The sequence below is a fragment of the Ramlibacter pinisoli genome, from assembly GCF_009758015.1.
Taxonomy (GTDB): domain Bacteria; phylum Pseudomonadota; class Gammaproteobacteria; order Burkholderiales; family Burkholderiaceae_C; genus Ramlibacter; species Ramlibacter pinisoli.
Window position 1 is genome coordinate 1,684,259 of sequence record NZ_WSEL01000009.1, and the last position, 15,808, is coordinate 1,700,066.

Consider the following 15,808-nt stretch of genomic DNA (forward strand, 5'->3'; position numbering starts at 1 on the left):
GGAAGACCAGGACCGGGGCCGCGTCAGCAGCCCTCGCCGTAGACCGCGCGCGCCTGCTCGGCGCCGAGGAATCCCTGCTCGACGTCGACGTCGACGGCCGCGCGCGCCCGCTCGTGCGGGTCGCCGTAGCCGGCGCCGCCCGAGGTGGTGATGGTCACCAGGTCGCCGCGCTGCAGGCGCACCGTGTGGCGCAGGTCCAGCGGCAGCTCGCGCCCCGCCCGCACCAGCGTGGCGCTGGCCCGGCTGCCGCTGCGGCCGCCGAACAGGCCGTCGGGGGCGATGCGGAAGCGGTCGCCATAGAGCGAGAAATCGACGCCGTCCTGCAGCACCTCGTACTGGCGGAACAGCCCGGCGCCGCCGCGGTGCCGGCCATGGCCGAACGAGTCGCGGGCCAGCCCGTAGGACACGATGCGGAAATGCTCGAATTCCATGTCGAGCGCCTCCACCGGCGAGTTGGTGGTGTTCGACAGCGACGCCGCGATGCCGTCGGCGCCGTCGCTGGCGGCGCTGGCGCCGAAGCCGCCGCCATAGGTCTCCAGGCAGACCCGGTAGCGGCCGTCGGCCAGCCGCGCCAGGCAGGTGATCAGGGCGGCATCGAAGCCCGAGGAGATGACCTTGTCCGGCACCACCTGGGCCAGCGCCTTCATCACGGCGCAGTAGGCGCGGTAGCACGGTTCCATGCGGGCCCGCACCGGCGCGGGCGGGCGCGGGTTGAGGATGCTGCCCAGCGGCACGTCCACGCTGACCGGGCGGAAGCTGCCCTCGTTGAACGGCACGTCCGAGCCCACCAGCACGCCCTTCAGGCAGCTCATGACCGCCGAGAACGTCGACGCCCAGGGCGCGTTGATGTTGCGGGTGACCTGGGCGTCGGTGCCCTCGAAGCCGATCCGCAGCGAGTCGCCGGCCACCGTGACCTGGGCCCGGATCCAGACCGGCTGGTCGTGCACGCCGTCGTCGTCCATGGCGTCCTCGCCGCAGTAGGTGCCGTCCGGGATCTCGCGGATGGCGGCGCGCAGCTGCGACTCGGCATGGTCGGTCAGCGCCACCATCACCTGGCGCACGGTGGCCACGCCGTAGCGCCGGCACAGCTGGCGCACGCGCTCGATCCCGATGCGGTTGGCCGAGAACTGGGCGTTGAAGTCGCCCAGCGTCTGCTCGGGCACGCGGACATTGGCGCGCAGCAGCCGCTCGAAGTTGCCGCCCTGCCAGTCGCGCTCGTAGTCGAAACGCATCGGCGGCAGCAGCAGCCCCTCCTGGTAGACGTCGGTGGCCGAGTTGTTCAGGCCGGCACCACCGCCGCCGAGGTCCAGGTGGTGGGCGACGGTGCCGGAGAACGCCACCAGCTCGCCGTCGACGAACACCGGCAGGAAGATGAACACGTCCTGCAGGTGCTGGCCGCCGTGGAACGGGTGGTTGTTGACCAGGAAATCGCTCTCGCGCAGCGTGTCGGCCGGGAAGGCGTCCAGGCAGGCCCGCAGGGTGACGCCCATCGATCCGAGCTGCATCGGGATCATCTCGGCCTGGGCGATGACGTTGCCGGTCCGGTCCAGGATGGCGGCCGAGGCGTCGCGGGCCTCGCGCACGATGGTGGAATAGGCCGAGCGCACCAGCTTGATGCCCATCTCGCGGGCGGCGGCGGCCAGCGCCTGGCTGACCACGGCGTAGTCGACGGGATCGAGGGCCATCAGGTTGCTCCCTTGCGTTGCAGGACCAGGTTGCAGGCGTCGTCGTTGCGGGCCGACCAGCCGGGCGGGACGTAGATCGTGGCGGTCTCGTCCTCCAGCAGCAGCGGCCCGGGCACCTCGCCGCGCGCCAGCAGCTGGCCGCGCGTGGCCACCGCGCAGGCGTGGCGGGTGCGCCACTCGTAGACCTCGGTGCTGCCGAGCGGGCCGGGGTCGGCCGCCAGCGAGCGGCGCGGCAGGTCGACCATCTCGGGCGCGGACGCGCCGAGCCGGAAGCCCACGATCTCCAGCGGCTTGCCAGCCGCCCCGCCGCGGCTGAAGTACACCTGCTCGTGGGTGGCCAGGAAGGCCTCCTGCAGCGCCGCCTCGGTCAGCCCGGGCAGCGCCGCCGGATCGACCGGCACGTCCAGCTCGAAGGCCTGGCCGACGAAGCGCATCTGCAGCGTCAGCGTGTAGCGGCACTGCGCCGCCACGCCCAGGGCGGCGAAGCGCTGCTCGACGGCCGTGCGCTGGGTCGCGAAGACCTCGCGCACCGCCGCCGGCGCCTGCGCATCGATGCGCACGCGCCGCGTCAGCACCTCGTACTGGGTGAACTCCGCCGCCACCAGGCCGAAGGCCGACAGCACGCCGGCGTCGGCCGGGATCACCACTGTCGCGATGCCCAGCTCCTCGGCGATGCGGGCCGCATGCAGCGGCCCCGCGCCGCCGAACGGCACCAGCACGTAGTCGCGCGGGTCCTCGCCCAGCTCGGTCGAGATCAGCTGCACGGCGCGCACCACGTTGGCGTCGGCGATGCGCACCGCGTCATCGGCCATCTGCTGCACCTCGACGCGGTAGGTCGCCGCCAGCTCCTCGAAGGCGCGCCGCGAGGCGGCGGCGTCCAGCGCCATGCGCCCGCCGAGGAAGGCCTTGGGCCGGATGGTGCCGCGCACCACGTGGGCGTCGGTGATGGTGGGCTGCACGCCGCCGCGGCCGTAGCAGGCCGGGCCGGGGTCGGCGCCGGCCGAGCGCGGACCGACGTGCAGCATGCCGCCGCTGTCGCTCCAGACGATGCTGCCGCCGCCGGCGCCGACCGAGGCGATGTCGACCACCGGCGTGCGCACCGGCAGGCCGTCGACGGCGGTGCCGGAGGTGACCGCCGGCTGGCCGTCGGCGACCAGGCAGACGTCGGTGCTGGTGCCGCCCATGTCGAGCGTGATCAGGTTGCGGTAGCCGGACAGGCCGGCCACCCGCACCGCGCCGGTGACGCCGCCGGCCGGGCCCGAGAACAGCGCCGTGATGGCGTTGCGCCGGATCGCGGCGGCCGGCAGGCGGCCGCCGTTGGACTGCATGACGGAGAAGCGGCCGCGGAAGCCGTTGGCCTGCAGCCGCTCCTCGAAGCGGCCCAGGTAACGGTCGATCACGGGCTGCACGTAGGCCGACAGCGCGGTCGTGGAGGCGCGCTCGTATTCGCGGAACTCGCGGCTCACCTCGCTGGAGCAGCTCACGTGCAGGTCGGGCCGGTGCCGGCGCAGCCAGGCCGCCAGCGCCTGCTCGTGCGCCGGATCGACGTAGGCGTTGAGCAGGCAGATCGCCACCGCCTGGTACGGCCGCGCGAACAGGAATGCGTCGAGCTGGGGGCCGAGCGCGTCCAGGTCGAGCCGCTGCGCCACGCTGCCGTCGGCCAGCCGGCGCTCGGGCACCTCGAACACGTCGCGCCGCTGCACCACCGGGGCCGGCTTGGCATAGCGCAGCTCGTAGACCTTGGGCCGGTCCTGGCGCTGCACCAGCAGCAGGTCGGCGAAGCCCTGGGTCACCAGCAGCGCGGTGAGCGCACCCTTGCGCTCCAGCACGGCGTTGGTGGCGACGGTGGAGCCGTGCACCAGGTCGCCCATCGCCGCCAGCGGGATGCCGGCCGCCTCGAAGGCGGCGAACACGCCCTCCTCCGGCCGCCCCGGCACGCTGGGCACCTTGGCGATGCGCACCGTGCTGCCCTGCAGCGCGACCAGGTCGGTGAAGGTGCCGCCGACCTCGACGCCGACACGCCAGTCGGCCGTCATGGCGCCGCCCCCGGGGCCACGGCCGCCGTGACGATGATCTCCACCAGGATGTCGGGCGCGGCCAGCCCGGCCTGGATGGTGGCCCGCGCCGGCGCCTGGCCGGCGGGGATCCAGGCTTCCCACAGCTCGTTCAGGGCGGCGAAGTCACGCGCCGGGTCCTTCAGGACCACCAGGGCCGACAGCAGCCGGGTGCGGTCGCTGCCGGCGTCCTGCAGGTGCTGCTCGAGGCGGTCGAACACCTGCGCGAGCTGGCCGCGGATGTCCTGCGAACGGTCGGGCGCGGTGATGCCGGCCAGCCAGGCCACGCCGTTGTGGATGACCGCCCGGCTCAGGCGCGGCCCGGGCTGGATTCTCTGGATGTCCATGGGTCCTTGTCTCCTCTTGTTCGTCAACGCCACACGTCGTCCACGCGGTCCCAGCTGCCGGCGCGCAGGTCGGGCTTGGCCGCGATCAGTTCCTGCTTGCGCACCTTGCCCGAGGCCGTGCGCGGGAACTCCTGCAGGTACTCCACATAGCGCGGCACCTTGAAGGCGGCCAGGAACTGCCTGGCGTAGTCGGTGATGCGCTGCGGCGGCAGGTCGGCCGGCTGCAGCCCGGGCTGCAGGATCACGCAGGCCTTGACCTCCTCCTTGCGCAGCTCGTCGGGGACCGGGATCACGGCGACGTCGGCGATCTCCGGCAGCCCGCGCAGCACCGATTCGACCTCGCGCGCCGGGATGTTCTCGGAGCTGCGCCGGATCATGTCCTTCACCCGGCCGACGATGAACAGCCAGCCGTCCTCGTCCTGGCGGAACAGGTCGCCGGTGCGGAACCAGCCGTCCTGGAAGGCGTCGCGGCTGGCGTCCGGCCGGTTGTAGTAGCCCAGCAGGATGCCGCTGCCGCGCACCTGCAGCTCGCCGATGGTGCCGGGCGGCACGACCCGGCCCGCCTCGTCGACCACCCGCACCTCGCGGAACGGGCCGACGACACCGCACGATCCACTGCCCGTCATCTGGGCCGCCTCGATCGGCACGAACATGGTGGAGCCGATCTCGGTCATGCCGAAGGCCTCGCGGGCGTTCAGGTTGAAGCGCCGCTCCACCTCGGCATGGATGACGGGCCGCAGGCCGTACACGTTGGCGCGCCGGACCTGGTTGGCGCCGTCCAGCGGCAGCGGCGGCTGCTTGTAGGCGGGCTCGGCCGGCAGCTGGCAGAACTGGATGCGGTGCTCGTGCAGCCAGGTGCTGAAGCGGCTGGCGCTCTGGCGCGCGGCGACGAACAGGGTGGCCCGCTGGTAGAACGTCATCAGCAGCAGCCACTGCGGGTCCATGTAATAGAACGGCGTGGAAGTCAGGATGCGTTCGTAGCGCAGGCCATCGCGGGCCGAGTTGATCTTGCCGATGGTCACCCAGTAGCGCTGCGTGAGCAGGCAGCCCTTGGGAAAGCCGGTGGTGCCCGACGTGTACTGGATGTTGCACAGGTCGTCGGGGCCCACCGGCTCCGGTGCGACGAAGCCGGCCTCGCCGGCCCCGAGCACGGCCTCCCAGCTCTGCTGCGCGGGCCGTCCCGTCCCCACCACCACCGTGCGGCCGGCGTCCAGCCCGTCCGGCCAGCGCGCCACCCCGTCGAGGACCTCGAGGAAGCTGTCGTGCAGGACCAGGAACTGGGCCTGCGCGTCGTTCAGCACGTACTCCAGCTCGCGCGCCGTGTAGCCGACGTTCACCGGCACCATCACCGCGCCCAGCCGCCCCAGCGCCAGCCAGGTGATGGGGAACTGCGGGATGTTGGGCAGCATCACCGCCACCCGGCTGCCCTTGCGCACGCCCAGCCGGTGCAGGCCGCCGGCCAGGCGGTCGGCGGCGCCCTTCAGCTCGGCGTACGTGTAGCGCTCGCCGGTGTCGATGAACTGCACGGCGCAGCGATGGGGCACGGCGGCGGCAGCCTCGTCCAGCAGGGCGGCGGTCGAGGCCGGCAGCGGCTCGGCCTCGATCTGCCGGCAGCGCTCGCGCAGGTCGCGCGAATAGGCGGGGTCCAGCCACTCCGGCGCCAGCGGCCTCTGCATGCGGGCGGTGTCCGCGCCGTCGGTCCGGGTGCTCATGCCGCCGCCTGCCGCAGGGGATACGGCTCCTGCGCCACGGCCCGCTTGTACTGGTAGGGCTCGGCGACCTCGGCGCCGAGCAGGCGCGCCGCATGCCAGGGCCAGCGCGGGTTGTCCAGGATGCCGCGGGCCAGCGCCACCAGGTCGGCATGGCCCTCGGCCACGATGGCCTCCGCATGGCGTGGATCGCGGATCAGCCCGACCGCGATGGCCGGGATGCTGGCCTCGCGGCGCACCTGGCTGGCGAACGGGACCTGGTAGCCGGGCCGCAGCGGAACCGCGGCCGCGCTGTTGCCGCCGGAGGAGACGTCGACGAAATCGCAGCCCAGCCCGCGCAATTCGCGCGCGAACGCCACCGTGTCCTCGGGCGTGATGCCGCGCTCGTCCCAGTCGGTGCCGTTGCAGCGCACGCCCAGCGGCTTGTCGCGCGGCCAGGCGGCGCGCACCGCCTCGAACAGCTCGAGCGGGAAGCGCATGCGCGCGGCCGCCGTGCCGCCATAGCCGTCGCTGCGGCGGTTGGCGATCGGCGACAGGAAGGAGCTGATCAGGTAGCCATGCGCGGCGTGCAGCTCGATCAGGTCCAGGCCCAGGCGCACGCAGCGCTGCGTCGCCCGCACGAAGGCGGCGATGACCTCGCGCATGCCCTGCGCATCGAGCGCCTGCGGCGTCTGCCAGCCGTCGGCGAACGGCACCGCGCTCGGTGCGACCGTGCTCCAGCCGCCCTCCCCCGCGGGGATCGGCGCCCGCCCGTCCGAGGGCTTGATGCGCGCGCCCTTGCGGCCCGCGTGCGCCAACTGGATGCCGACCGGGATGTCGCTGTACTGGCGCACCACCTGCAGCACGCGCGCAAGTGCGCGCTCGTTCTCGTCCGAGTACAGGCCCAGGCACTCGCGCGTGATGCGCCCGCGCGCCTCCACCGCGGTGGCCTCGATGACCAGCAGGCCCGCCCCCGACAGCGCGAGGTGGCCGAGGTGGATCAGGTGCCAGTCGGTCGCGCAGCCGTCCACGGCGCTGTACTCGCACATCGGCGCGATGACGATGCGGTTGGGCAACTCCAGCCCGCGCAGCGCATAGGGCCGGAACAGCGCGCTCGTGCTGCTCATTCGGGTTGCACGCCGGCCTGGCGCAGCAGGTTGCGGTAGGTCTCGATCTGCTCCTTGACCAGCGCGCCGAACTGCTCGGGCGTGCCGGGCACCAGCGTGAAGGCCTGGCCGTCCATGGCGGCGATGACCTCCGGCCGCTTCATGGCCGCGTTGAACTCGCGGTTCAGGCGATCGACGACCGGCCGCGGCGTGCCGGCCGGGCCGACCAGGCCCTGCCACAGCACGATGTTGAACTTGGGCATGCCCGCCTCGTCGATCGTCGGCACGTCGGGCAGCAGGGCCGAGCGCGTCTTGAGCGAGGTTGCCAGCGCGCGCAGCTTGCCGTCCTTGGCGTGCGGCAGCGTGGCGGTGGGCGTCGCCCACATCGCATCCAGCCGGCCCGCCACCAGGTCGATCACGGCCGGCGGTTCGCCCTTGTACGGCACGTGCACCAGGTCCATGCCGGCCAGCGCGTTCATCTGGGTGAAGGCGACGATGCCGCTGGCGTTGCCGGTGCCGTACGACAGCTTGCGCGGATTGGCCTTGGCGTACGAGACGAACTCGCCCAGGGTCTTGGCCGGCACCGCGGAATTGACGAACAGGAAGAAGGTGAAGCGGCCGAAGTCGGTGATCGGCGTGAAGTCGGCCACCGGGTCGTAGGGCGGCTTCTTCACCGTGGCCGGCACCACGGCCATGACGCTGCCGCCCGCCACCAGCAGGGTGTAGCCGTCGGGCGCGGCCTTGGCGACCTCGGCCCCCGCGATGGCGCCGTTGGCGCCGGGCTTGTAGTCGTAGACGAACGGCTGCCCGAGCGCCGTGGAGACCGCCTGGCCGAGGATGCGGGTGGTCTGGTCCGTCGCCGAGCCGGGCGAGAACGGAATCACGATGCGGATCGGCTTGTTCGGGTACTCCGCCTGGGCCCAGGCACCCATCGACAGGAACAGTGCCAGCAGGCACCCAGCAATGCGCTTCATCGTCATCTCCAGTCAAAGGCCAGTCTGTGCATAGGTCTCGCGCGCCGCGGCCGGGCTCACCTTGCCGTTGCGCAGGTCCGCCAGCACCTGCTCGCGCGGCCGCTCCTGTGGCGCGCCGAAGCCGCCGCCGCCCGCCGTCTCCACCAGCAGCCGGTCGCCGCGCCCGAGCTCAGTCACCGTCTTGGACGGGATCTGCTCGACGCGGCCGTCGGCCCGGTGGATGGTGGCGCGCGCCATCGCGCCGGCGCCGCCGCCGCGAGACCCGCGCGCCTGCGTGAAGTGGCGCTCGCCGCGGTAGGTGAAGCGGATGCCGTCGACCAGGAACTCGTATTCCTTGACCACGCCCAGCCCGCCGCGGTGCCGGCCGGCGCCGCCCGAGTCCGGCCGCAGGCCGAAGCGCAGCACCCGCACCGGCACGTCCATGCTGAGCGATTCGAGCGGCAGGTTCATGCTGTTGGAGCCATCCGTCTGCAGGCAGTCGACACCGTCGCTGGCCTGGCTGGCACCGGTGCCGGCGGCCACCAGCTCGCTGACGATGAAGCTGCTGCCGTCCGGCCGCCGGCCGCCGAAGGCCAGCATGGTGGAGACGCTGGCCGAGGCGGCCGGGACCCGCTCGGGCACCGCCTCGGCCAATGCGCCGACCATCATCCCGCACATGCGCTTGATGGTGGCCGTGCGCGCGTTCACCGGCGCCGGCGCCACCGGGTTGACCAGGCTGCCCTCGGGCAGGTGCAGGGTGACGGGCCGGAAGCAGCCGCCGTTGGTGGGAATGCTGGCGTCCGTCAGGGCGCGCACGGCGTAGTAGGCGGCGGCCTGGGCGCCGGAGGGCACGCAGTTGAGCGGCCCCTTGAGCTGCGGGTCGGTGCCGGTGAAGTCGAAGTGGATGGTGCCGTCGCGCACGGTGACGGCCACCTCCAGGCGGACCTTGCGGTCCAGCTCCACGCCGTCGTTGTCCAGCCAGTCGACGTAGTGGAAGGTGCCCTCGGGCAGCTGGCGCAGCGCATTGCGGGTCATCGCCTCGGAGCGGTCGAGCAGCAGCCCGAAGCCGCGCTCGATGTCGGCCGCGCCGTAGCTGGCGCACAGCTCCGTGAGGCGGCGCTCGCCGACCCGGCAGGCCGCCAGCTGGGCGTGCAGGTCGCCGAAGAACGTGTCGGACAGCCGGATGTTCAGCCGCAGGATCTCGCGCAGGGTCTCGTTCTCGCGCCCGGCGTCCATGTACTTCAGCGGCGGCAGCCGCAGGCCTTCCTGGTAGATCTCGGTCGCGTTGGTCGGGATCGAGCCGGGCGCCATGCCGCCCATGTCCTGGTGGTGCACCGTGGAGACGCTGAAGGCGACCACGCGGCCGTCGGCGTACACCGGCACGAACAGCGTGATGTCCGGCAGGTGGGTGCCGCCGCAGTAGGGGTCGTTGAGCAGGTAGACGTCGCCGGGCGCCATCGACGCCACCGGGTACTTGTGCAGCACGGCGTGCAGCGCCGGGATCATGGTCGCGAGGTGGATCGGAATCGCGGTGGCCTGCGCCATGGTCTGGCCGTCGGCGGTGAACACGGCCGCCGAGCAGTCCATGCCCTCCTTGACGATGGGCGAGAAGGCGCTGTGCAGCAGCGTCATCTGCATCTCGTTGGCGATGCCCTCGAGCTTGTTGCGGATCACCTCCAGGGTGATCGGGTCCAGGGACTCGACGCGCGCGTTCATGACGTCTTCCTCGCGATCAGGGACTCGTCGGGAGCGACGCTGACCCGCCAGCCGGGCTCCACCAGGGTGGTGGTGTCGGCCTGCTCGACGATGGCGGGCCCGTCGATGACGTCGCCCGGCGCCAGCCCGTCGCGGTCGAACACGGCCGCCGGGACGAAGTCGGCGCGTGCGTCGAGCAGGATCCGGCGGGTGCCCTTGCGTGCCGGCGGTCGCGTGCCCGTCGCCGGACGGCGCGCGGCCGCCGCGGGCTCGGCGGCCGCCGCGGCCCGCTGCACCACCCGCAGGTTGACGAACATGGCAGCCGACCGCGTGGCGTGCCCGTAGAGCTGCTCGTGCAGCGCGCAGAAGCGGTCGTACAGCTGGCCGAGCAGCCGCTCGGGGTCGTCGGTCTCGAACGGCACCTCGATGTGGTGGGCCTGGCCGACGAAGCAGACGTCGGCCAGGCAGCTGGTGCGCACCTCGGCGACGTCGACCCCATCCTCGCGCATCCGCTCCGTGCACTCGGCCGCCAGCCGGTCGCAGCGTGCCAGCACCTCGGCGACCCCGGCCTGGGCGAACTTGCGCACGAAGGCACTGGCGGCCTCGTGCTCCACCGTGGCCGACAGCAGGCCGGCCGCGCACAGCACGCCGGGATAGCGCGGCACCACGATGGTGTCGATCGACAGCTCGCGCGCCAGCGCCGCGGCGTGCAGCGCGCCGCCGCCGCCGAACGGCATCAGCGCGAAGGCGCGCGGGTCGACGCCGCGGCTGATGGACACCAGCCGGATGCCCTCGGCCATCTGCACGTTCACCACCCGCAGGATGCCCAGCGCCGCCTGCAGCACGCTCATGCCCAGCGGCCGGGCGATCTTCTCTTCCACCGCCCGCAGCGCCAGGTCGCGGTCGAGCTTCATGCTGCCGCCGGCGAAGTAGCCCGGATCGATCAGCCCCAGCACCACGGAGGCGTCGGTGACGGTCGCCTCGGTGCCGCCGCGGCCGAAGCAGGCCGGGCCCGGCTGCGAGCCGGCCGAGCGCGGCCCGACGCGCAGCCCGCCGCCGGCGTCGATCCAGGCCACGCTGCCGCCACCCGAGCCGATCGAGTTGACGTCCACCATCGGCACCCGGATGCGGTAGCCGTCGAGCAGGCCATCGGGGCGGATCACGGGCCTGCCGTCGGCAATCAGCGCGATGTCCGAGCTGGTGCCGCCGATGTCGACCGTGATGATGTTGCCGTGGCCGGCCGAGCGCCCGACCTCGCGGGCGCCGACGACACCGGCGGCCGGGCCGGAGAGGAACAGCCGGATCGGCCGGCGCCGCGCCACGCGGGCCGAACAGACGCCGCCGCGCGACTGCATGATCTGCAGGGTGGCCGGCACGCCGGCGCCGGCCAGGTCGGATTCCATGGCCGCCAGGTAGCGGTCGAGGCCGGCCTTGACGTAGGCGTCGAAGCAGGTCACCACCGTGCGTTCGTATTCGCGGAACGCCGGATCGACCTCGGAGGACAGCGACACCAGCAGCCCCGGATGCCGCTCGCGGATGAAGTCGGCCGCCTGGCGCTCGTGCACCGGGTTCATGTACGAGAACAGGAAGCAGATCGCGATCGCCTGCACGCCCTCGTCGACCAGCGCCTGCACGGCCGCGGCCAGCGACTCGGGGTCGAGCGGCGTGGTCACCTCGCCGGTCGGGCTGATTGCCTCGACCACGCCGCGGCGCTGGGCCCCGGGCGCCAGGAACACGGGCGTCTCCGGCCGCAGGATCAGGTCGTAGATCTGCTTGCGACTCTGGCGCCCGATCTCCAGCACGTCGGTGAAGCCCGCCGTCGACAGCAGCCCGAGCCGGGAGCCCTTGCGCTCGAGAACGGCGTTGGTGGCCACGGTGGTGCCGTGGACGAACCGCACCACGTCGGCCGGTGCCACGCCCCAGGCCGGCAGCAGTTCGCGCAGCACATTGCGCACGGCCTCGGCCGGGTCGGGCCGGGTCGAGGGCACCTTGGCGATGCGCGTGCGCCCGGTGGCGTCGCGGGCGACGACATCGGTGAAGGTTCCGCCGATGTCCACGCCAATGGCGACCTTGTTCATGCAGACACTCCCAGGAATCGCGCCGCGTTGCCGTGCAGCCACTTGTCGCGCACGGAATCCTTCAGCGGCAGTTGCAGGACCTCCTGCACCGCGCGCTCGATCGGCTGCATCGGGTACGACGTGCCGAACAGGATGCGGTCCTGCAGGACGGTGTTGCCGTACTGGAGCAGCCCCTCGTAGCCGGAGCCCGGCGTGGCCAGCAGCTTCGGCCGGACGGCCGAGACGGCGATCGACAGGTTGGGATGGCGCCAGGCCACCCCGATCAGTTCGTGCACCCAGGGCCAGCCGGGCGGCGATGCCACCACCCGCAGGCCCGGCACCTCGACCAGCACCTGGTCGAGCAGCAGCGGCCGCCCGTGCTCCATCAGGCAGTCGGTGGAGAAGTTGATGCCGCAGTGGATGTTGACCGGCACGTCCAGCTCCACGCACTTGCGGTACAGCGGGTAGAGCCGGGGATCGTTGATCGCGAGCCGGTGCTCGAAGCACTGCAGGTTCAGGCCGCGCAGCCCCAGCTCGCGCACCGCCACTTCCAGTTCGCGCACCGCGGCCTCGCCCTTGTGCGGATCCACCCCCGCCCAGCCGATGAAGCGGGGCGAGTGCGCGCGGCAGAACGCGGCCACGGCTTCGTTGTCGACCTTGATGCCGAACGTGGTCTCGACGTCCTTGGCCTTGACCACCACGTGGCGGGCGCCGACCCGGTCGTAGGCGGCCAGGTAGCTGCCCAGGGGATCGCTGCCGGCCGCGTCACGCACCTGCGCCTCGCTGCCCTCGTAGACGCGCCGGTAGTTGCGCAGGTGGGCGGCGCCGGCCCCGTCGAACGCGGGGATGGGCGGGCGACTGTTGAAGTCGATCACGGTCATGCGGCCCCCATTCTTGGAAAGGCGGCTGCCGAAGTCCATACACTGCGGGTTACGGCATTTGCTACCGGAGGTTATGACCCATGAACGCGCACCAGCTCGAGGTGTTCGAGGCCATCATGCGCACCGGTTCGGTGAGCGAGGCGGCGCGCACCCTGGACGTCTCCCAGCCCGCGGTGTCCAAGACGCTGCGCCTGGCCGAGGAAGCGGCGGGCTTCGTGCTGTTCCGGCGCGTGCGCGGCCGCCTCTATCCCAGCCCCGAGGCCGAGACGCTGCTGCCCCAGGTGGAGCAGCTGCGCAACGAGATGAACGCGATCTCGCTGCTGATCCAGCGCCTGCGCGACGGCCATGCCGGCCACGTGACGGTGGCCAGCGCGGCGTCGCTGGCCCACGCCTTCCTGACGCCGGCCATCGCCCAGTTCAGCCGCGCCAACCAGGACATCCGCATCGAGGTGCAGATGCTGCCGACCCACCAGGTCGCCGAGCGCGTGGCCCACAGTCACGCCGACTTCGGCCTGGTGCACGAGCCGACCGACAACCCCTACATCGACGGCGAGAACATCTGCCAGGCCGAGGCGGTGTGCTTCATGCCCCGCGACCACCCGCTGGCCAGCCGGCGCAGCGTGGGCCCGCGCGACCTCCAGGCCCAGCCGCTGCTGTGCTACCGGGACGACACCGCGATCGGTCGCCTGGTGCGCAAGGCGCTGGCCGACGCCGGCCAGCGGCGCGAGATCGACATGGTGGTCAACCAGTCCGAGCAGGCCCTCGACCTGGTGGAGGCCGGCTGCGGCCTGGCGATCTCGGAGCCCTTCCTGCACGTCGCCCGGCCGCGCGCCTCCATCGTCGGCGTGCCGTTCCGCCCCGCCATCCCGCTGCGCCTGCGCATCATCCGCGCCCGCGAACGGCCCCGGTCCCGCGCCGCCGCGCAACTCGAGCGCGTGGTGCGCGCGGTGATCGCCAAGACGACGCGGCGCTCGCCGTTCCTGATCAAGGACATCCAGCGCTGAGGGCGGCGCCGCCGCTCACAGCTCGTGCGCGTGCAGGTGCTCGGCCACCGTGCACGGCCAGCCGTGCCGCTCTTCGATGGCCTGGCGCAGGCTGTCCGCCGCCACCGGCTCGCCGTGGGTCACGAACACGCGCCGGGGCGGCCGCGGCAGCCGTCCCAGCCAGGCGAGCAGTTCGGCGCGATCGGCATGGGCCGAGATCGAGCCGAGGCTGGTCACCTCGGCCCGCACCGGTACGTCCTCGCCATGGATCCGCAGCTGGCTCGCGCCGCCGGCCAGGGCGGCGCCGCGGGTGCCCGCGGCCTGGTAGCCGGCCAGCAGGATGGTGTTGCGCGCATCGGGCGCGAAGGCCTTGAGGTGGTGGACGACGCGGCCGCCGGTGGCCATGCCGCTGGCCGAGATGATCACCGCCGGCACCCGCAGGCGGTTGAGGCGCTCCGACTCCTCGACCGAGTTCACGATCCGGGCCACGCGGCACATGCCGGCCGACTGCTGGTCATCGAGCCGGTGCTCGGCGCGGTGGCGGTGGTAGATCTCCGTCGCGTCGGCCGCCATCGGGCTGTTGAGGAACACCGGCAGGTCGGGGATGCGCCCTTCCTGCTTGAGCTCGTGCAGCAGGTGCAGCAGCGCCTGGGCGCGGCCGACCGCGAACGCCGGGACCACGACGATGCCGCCGCGCGCCGCCGTGCGCGCCACGATGCCCGCCAGCACCGTGGCCGTGTCGGCCTCGACGTGGCGCCGGTCGCCGTAGGTCGACTCCACCAGCACGTGGTCGGCGGCAGGCGGCGCCTCCGGCGGCCGCATCAGCACGTCGTCGTCACGGCCCAGGTCGCCGGAGAACAGCACCGTGCCGCCGTCCCAGGCCACGTGCACACTGGCCGCGCCCAGGATGTGGCCGGCCCGGGTGAAGCGCAGGCGCACGCCGGGGATGGGCTCGAAGTCCTCGTGGAACGGCCGGGGCTGGAACAGCCGCAGCGACTGGCGGGCGTCCTCCTCGGTGTACAGCGGCAGCGCCGGCCGGTGCTTCGACAACCCGTGCCGGTTGTCGTAGGCGGCATCCTCCTCCTGCAGGTGGCCGGCGTCGGGCAGCATCAGCCCGGCAAGGTCGCGCGTCGCGGGGGTCGAGTAGACCGGCCCGCGGAACCCCTGCCGCGCCAGCGCCGGCAGGTAGCCGCTGTGGTCGATGTGCGCATGCGTCAGGACCACGGCGTCGATCGCCGCGGCATCCAGCGGCAGGGGCTCCCGGTTGCGCAGGCGCAGGACCTTCAGCCCCTGGAACAGCCCGCAGTCCACCAGCAGCCGCCGTCCCTCGTGCTCCAGCAGGTACTTCGAACCCGTGACGGTGCCGGCGGCACCCAGGAAGGTCAATCGCATCGTGCTTGCTCCGTCGTCCTGCCGCGAAGCTGCGGCCGGCGCCACGGTAGCGGGCAGCCCGCGCCCGCTAGTTGACGCACCTCAAGCAGGACCGGCGTCCCGCGGCCTGCGGGGCCGTCAGTCGGGCAGCGCGCGCAGGCCTTCGCCGTCGCGCACGGCGCGCAGCGCGTCCAGCGAGTGGATCGTGATGTGGCGCTTGTGGACGCCGATGATGCCCAGTTGCTGGAAGGCCGACAGGGTGCGGCTCACGGTTTCCAGCGCCACGCCGAGGTAGCTGCCGATCTCGGCGCGCGACATGCGCAGGTGGAACTCGGTGGCCGAGTAGCCGCGCGCCTGCATGGCGTCCGACATCTCCAGCAGGAAGTAGGCCAGCCGGGTCTCGGTGTTGGTGCCGCCGAGCACCTGCATGTGCCGGTACTCGCGCACCACTTCCTGCGCCAGCGCCCGGCACATGGCTTCCTGCCACTGCGGCCCCTGGGCCGACATCGCCTGCATGCCGGTGAAGGGCAGCACCCAGACGTCGCTGTCCTCCAGCGCCGTCGCGGTGAGGGCATGGGCGCCCCCGGCGATGCCGTCCATGCCCATCAGGTCGCCCGCCATCCAGAAGCCGGTGACCTGGTCGCGTCCGTCGCGCAGCAGGACCGAGGCCTTGAAACTGCCGCGCAGCACGGCAAACAGCGATTGCAGTGCGTCGCCCTCGAGGTAGGCGGGCTGGCCGATCTTGATGCGGCGCAAGACGAAGGCGGCGCCGTCGAGCAGCCCGGAGGATCGGGCCGGCAGGCCGGGGCGCAACGCCTCATCGGACAGGTCCTGCTCGCGCGGGCGCGGCGGCGGGCGCGCCTCGCCGGCTTCGCCGCGGGCTCGGAAGGGGATCCGGACTTCCGGGGCCGCCGGCTGCGGCCAGGGCGACAGCGGCGACGTCAGGGAGCCCACGGGAATGGCGGTGATGGGCATGGGGACCTCCGGG

At 72.7% G+C, this 15,808-nt stretch carries 12 protein-coding genes; 1 reads left to right on the plus strand and 11 read right to left on the minus strand.

Going from position 1 to position 15,808, the window contains the following annotated elements:
• Window positions 1–23: 23 nt before the first annotated feature.
• The 9 genes from GON04_RS22430 to GON04_RS22470 are packed head-to-tail and all read right to left on the minus strand — an operon-like array spanning window position 24 to window position 12,466.
• The gene (locus tag GON04_RS22430; protein ID WP_157400195.1) at window positions 24–1,685 is read right to left on the minus strand and encodes a hydantoinase B/oxoprolinase family protein; all 1,662 of its coding nucleotides are present in this window, start codon (window positions 1,683–1,685) and stop codon (window positions 24–26) included.
• Window positions 1,685–3,721, minus strand: coding sequence for a hydantoinase/oxoprolinase family protein (locus tag GON04_RS22435; protein WP_157400196.1), 2,037 nt, complete (start codon window positions 3,719–3,721; stop codon window positions 1,685–1,687). Before GON04_RS22435 ends, GON04_RS22430 begins: the two co-directional genes overlap by 1 nt.
• Window positions 3,718–4,086, minus strand: a complete 369-nt coding sequence (locus GON04_RS22440) for a RidA family protein (protein WP_157400197.1) — start codon at window positions 4,084–4,086, stop codon at window positions 3,718–3,720. The genes GON04_RS22435 and GON04_RS22440 overlap by 4 nt, the downstream gene beginning before the upstream one ends.
• A gap of 23 nt (window positions 4,087–4,109) precedes the next feature.
• Window positions 4,110–5,798 (minus strand): class I adenylate-forming enzyme family protein, encoded by a 1,689-nt coding sequence (locus tag GON04_RS22445; RefSeq protein ID WP_198349392.1) that lies wholly within the window; start codon window positions 5,796–5,798, stop codon window positions 4,110–4,112.
• Complete coding sequence (locus tag GON04_RS22450) at window positions 5,795–6,901, minus strand: NADH:flavin oxidoreductase/NADH oxidase (protein WP_157400198.1); 1,107 nt, start codon at window positions 6,899–6,901, stop codon at window positions 5,795–5,797. The genes GON04_RS22445 and GON04_RS22450 overlap by 4 nt, the downstream gene beginning before the upstream one ends.
• Window positions 6,898–7,854 (minus strand): Bug family tripartite tricarboxylate transporter substrate binding protein, encoded by a 957-nt coding sequence (locus tag GON04_RS22455; protein WP_157400199.1) that lies wholly within the window; start codon window positions 7,852–7,854, stop codon window positions 6,898–6,900. The genes GON04_RS22450 and GON04_RS22455 overlap by 4 nt, the downstream gene beginning before the upstream one ends.
• 12 nt (window positions 7,855–7,866) lie before the next feature.
• Entirely contained in the window at window positions 7,867–9,549 is a 1,683-nt protein-coding gene (locus GON04_RS22460; RefSeq protein WP_157400200.1) for a hydantoinase B/oxoprolinase family protein, read from the minus strand.
• Entirely contained in the window at window positions 9,546–11,606 is a 2,061-nt protein-coding gene (locus GON04_RS22465; RefSeq protein WP_157400201.1) for a hydantoinase/oxoprolinase family protein, read from the minus strand. Before GON04_RS22465 ends, GON04_RS22460 begins: the two co-directional genes overlap by 4 nt.
• Window positions 11,603–12,466 (minus strand): amidohydrolase family protein, encoded by an 864-nt coding sequence (locus tag GON04_RS22470; protein ID WP_157400202.1) that lies wholly within the window; start codon window positions 12,464–12,466, stop codon window positions 11,603–11,605. Before GON04_RS22470 ends, GON04_RS22465 begins: the two co-directional genes overlap by 4 nt.
• Before the next feature lie 80 nt (window positions 12,467–12,546).
• Here GON04_RS22470 and GON04_RS22475 point away from each other — a divergent pair, with 80 nt between their 5' ends.
• Window positions 12,547–13,470 carry a LysR family transcriptional regulator gene (locus GON04_RS22475; protein ID WP_157400203.1) on the plus strand — a complete coding sequence of 308 codons (924 nt, stop codon included), beginning with the start codon at window positions 12,547–12,549 and terminating at the stop codon, window positions 13,468–13,470.
• Window positions 13,471–13,485: 15 nt separating this feature from the next.
• Here the strand turns inward: GON04_RS22475 and GON04_RS22480 are convergent, their stop codons facing one another.
• Both GON04_RS22480 and GON04_RS22485 read right to left on the minus strand, forming a co-directional pair.
• Window positions 13,486–14,841 carry an MBL fold metallo-hydrolase gene (locus GON04_RS22480; RefSeq protein ID WP_157400204.1) on the minus strand — a complete coding sequence of 452 codons (1,356 nt, stop codon included), beginning with the start codon at window positions 14,839–14,841 and terminating at the stop codon, window positions 13,486–13,488.
• Between the two features lie 117 nt (window positions 14,842–14,958).
• Window positions 14,959–15,795, minus strand: a complete 837-nt coding sequence (locus GON04_RS22485; protein ID WP_157400205.1) for a helix-turn-helix domain-containing protein — start codon at window positions 15,793–15,795, stop codon at window positions 14,959–14,961.
• Window positions 15,796–15,808 lie beyond the last annotated feature (13 nt).

Excerpts from the sequence above, each read along its gene's own strand:
- GON04_RS22430 (WP_157400195.1), bottom strand. The coding sequence starts at position 1,685 with ATGGCCCTCGATCCCGTCGACTACGCCGTGGTCAGCCAGGCGCTGGCC.
- GON04_RS22435 (WP_157400196.1), bottom strand. The coding sequence starts at position 3,721 with ATGACGGCCGACTGGCGTGTCGGCGTCGAGGTCGGCGGCACCTTCACC.
- GON04_RS22440 (WP_157400197.1), bottom strand. The coding sequence starts at position 4,086 with ATGGACATCCAGAGAATCCAGCCCGGGCCGCGCCTGAGCCGGGCGGTC.
- GON04_RS22445 (WP_198349392.1), bottom strand. The coding sequence starts at position 5,798 with ATGAGCACCCGGACCGACGGCGCGGACACCGCCCGCATGCAGAGGCCG.
- GON04_RS22450 (WP_157400198.1), bottom strand. The coding sequence starts at position 6,901 with ATGAGCAGCACGAGCGCGCTGTTCCGGCCCTATGCGCTGCGCGGGCTG.
- GON04_RS22455 (WP_157400199.1), bottom strand. The coding sequence starts at position 7,854 with ATGAAGCGCATTGCTGGGTGCCTGCTGGCACTGTTCCTGTCGATGGGT.
- GON04_RS22460 (WP_157400200.1), bottom strand. The coding sequence starts at position 9,549 with ATGAACGCGCGCGTCGAGTCCCTGGACCCGATCACCCTGGAGGTGATC.
- GON04_RS22465 (WP_157400201.1), bottom strand. The coding sequence starts at position 11,606 with ATGAACAAGGTCGCCATTGGCGTGGACATCGGCGGAACCTTCACCGAT.
- GON04_RS22470 (WP_157400202.1), bottom strand. The coding sequence starts at position 12,466 with ATGACCGTGATCGACTTCAACAGTCGCCCGCCCATCCCCGCGTTCGAC.
- GON04_RS22475 (WP_157400203.1), top strand. The coding sequence starts at position 12,547 with ATGAACGCGCACCAGCTCGAGGTGTTCGAGGCCATCATGCGCACCGGT.
- GON04_RS22480 (WP_157400204.1), bottom strand. The coding sequence starts at position 14,841 with ATGCGATTGACCTTCCTGGGTGCCGCCGGCACCGTCACGGGTTCGAAG.
- GON04_RS22485 (WP_157400205.1), bottom strand. The coding sequence starts at position 15,795 with ATGCCCATCACCGCCATTCCCGTGGGCTCCCTGACGTCGCCGCTGTCG.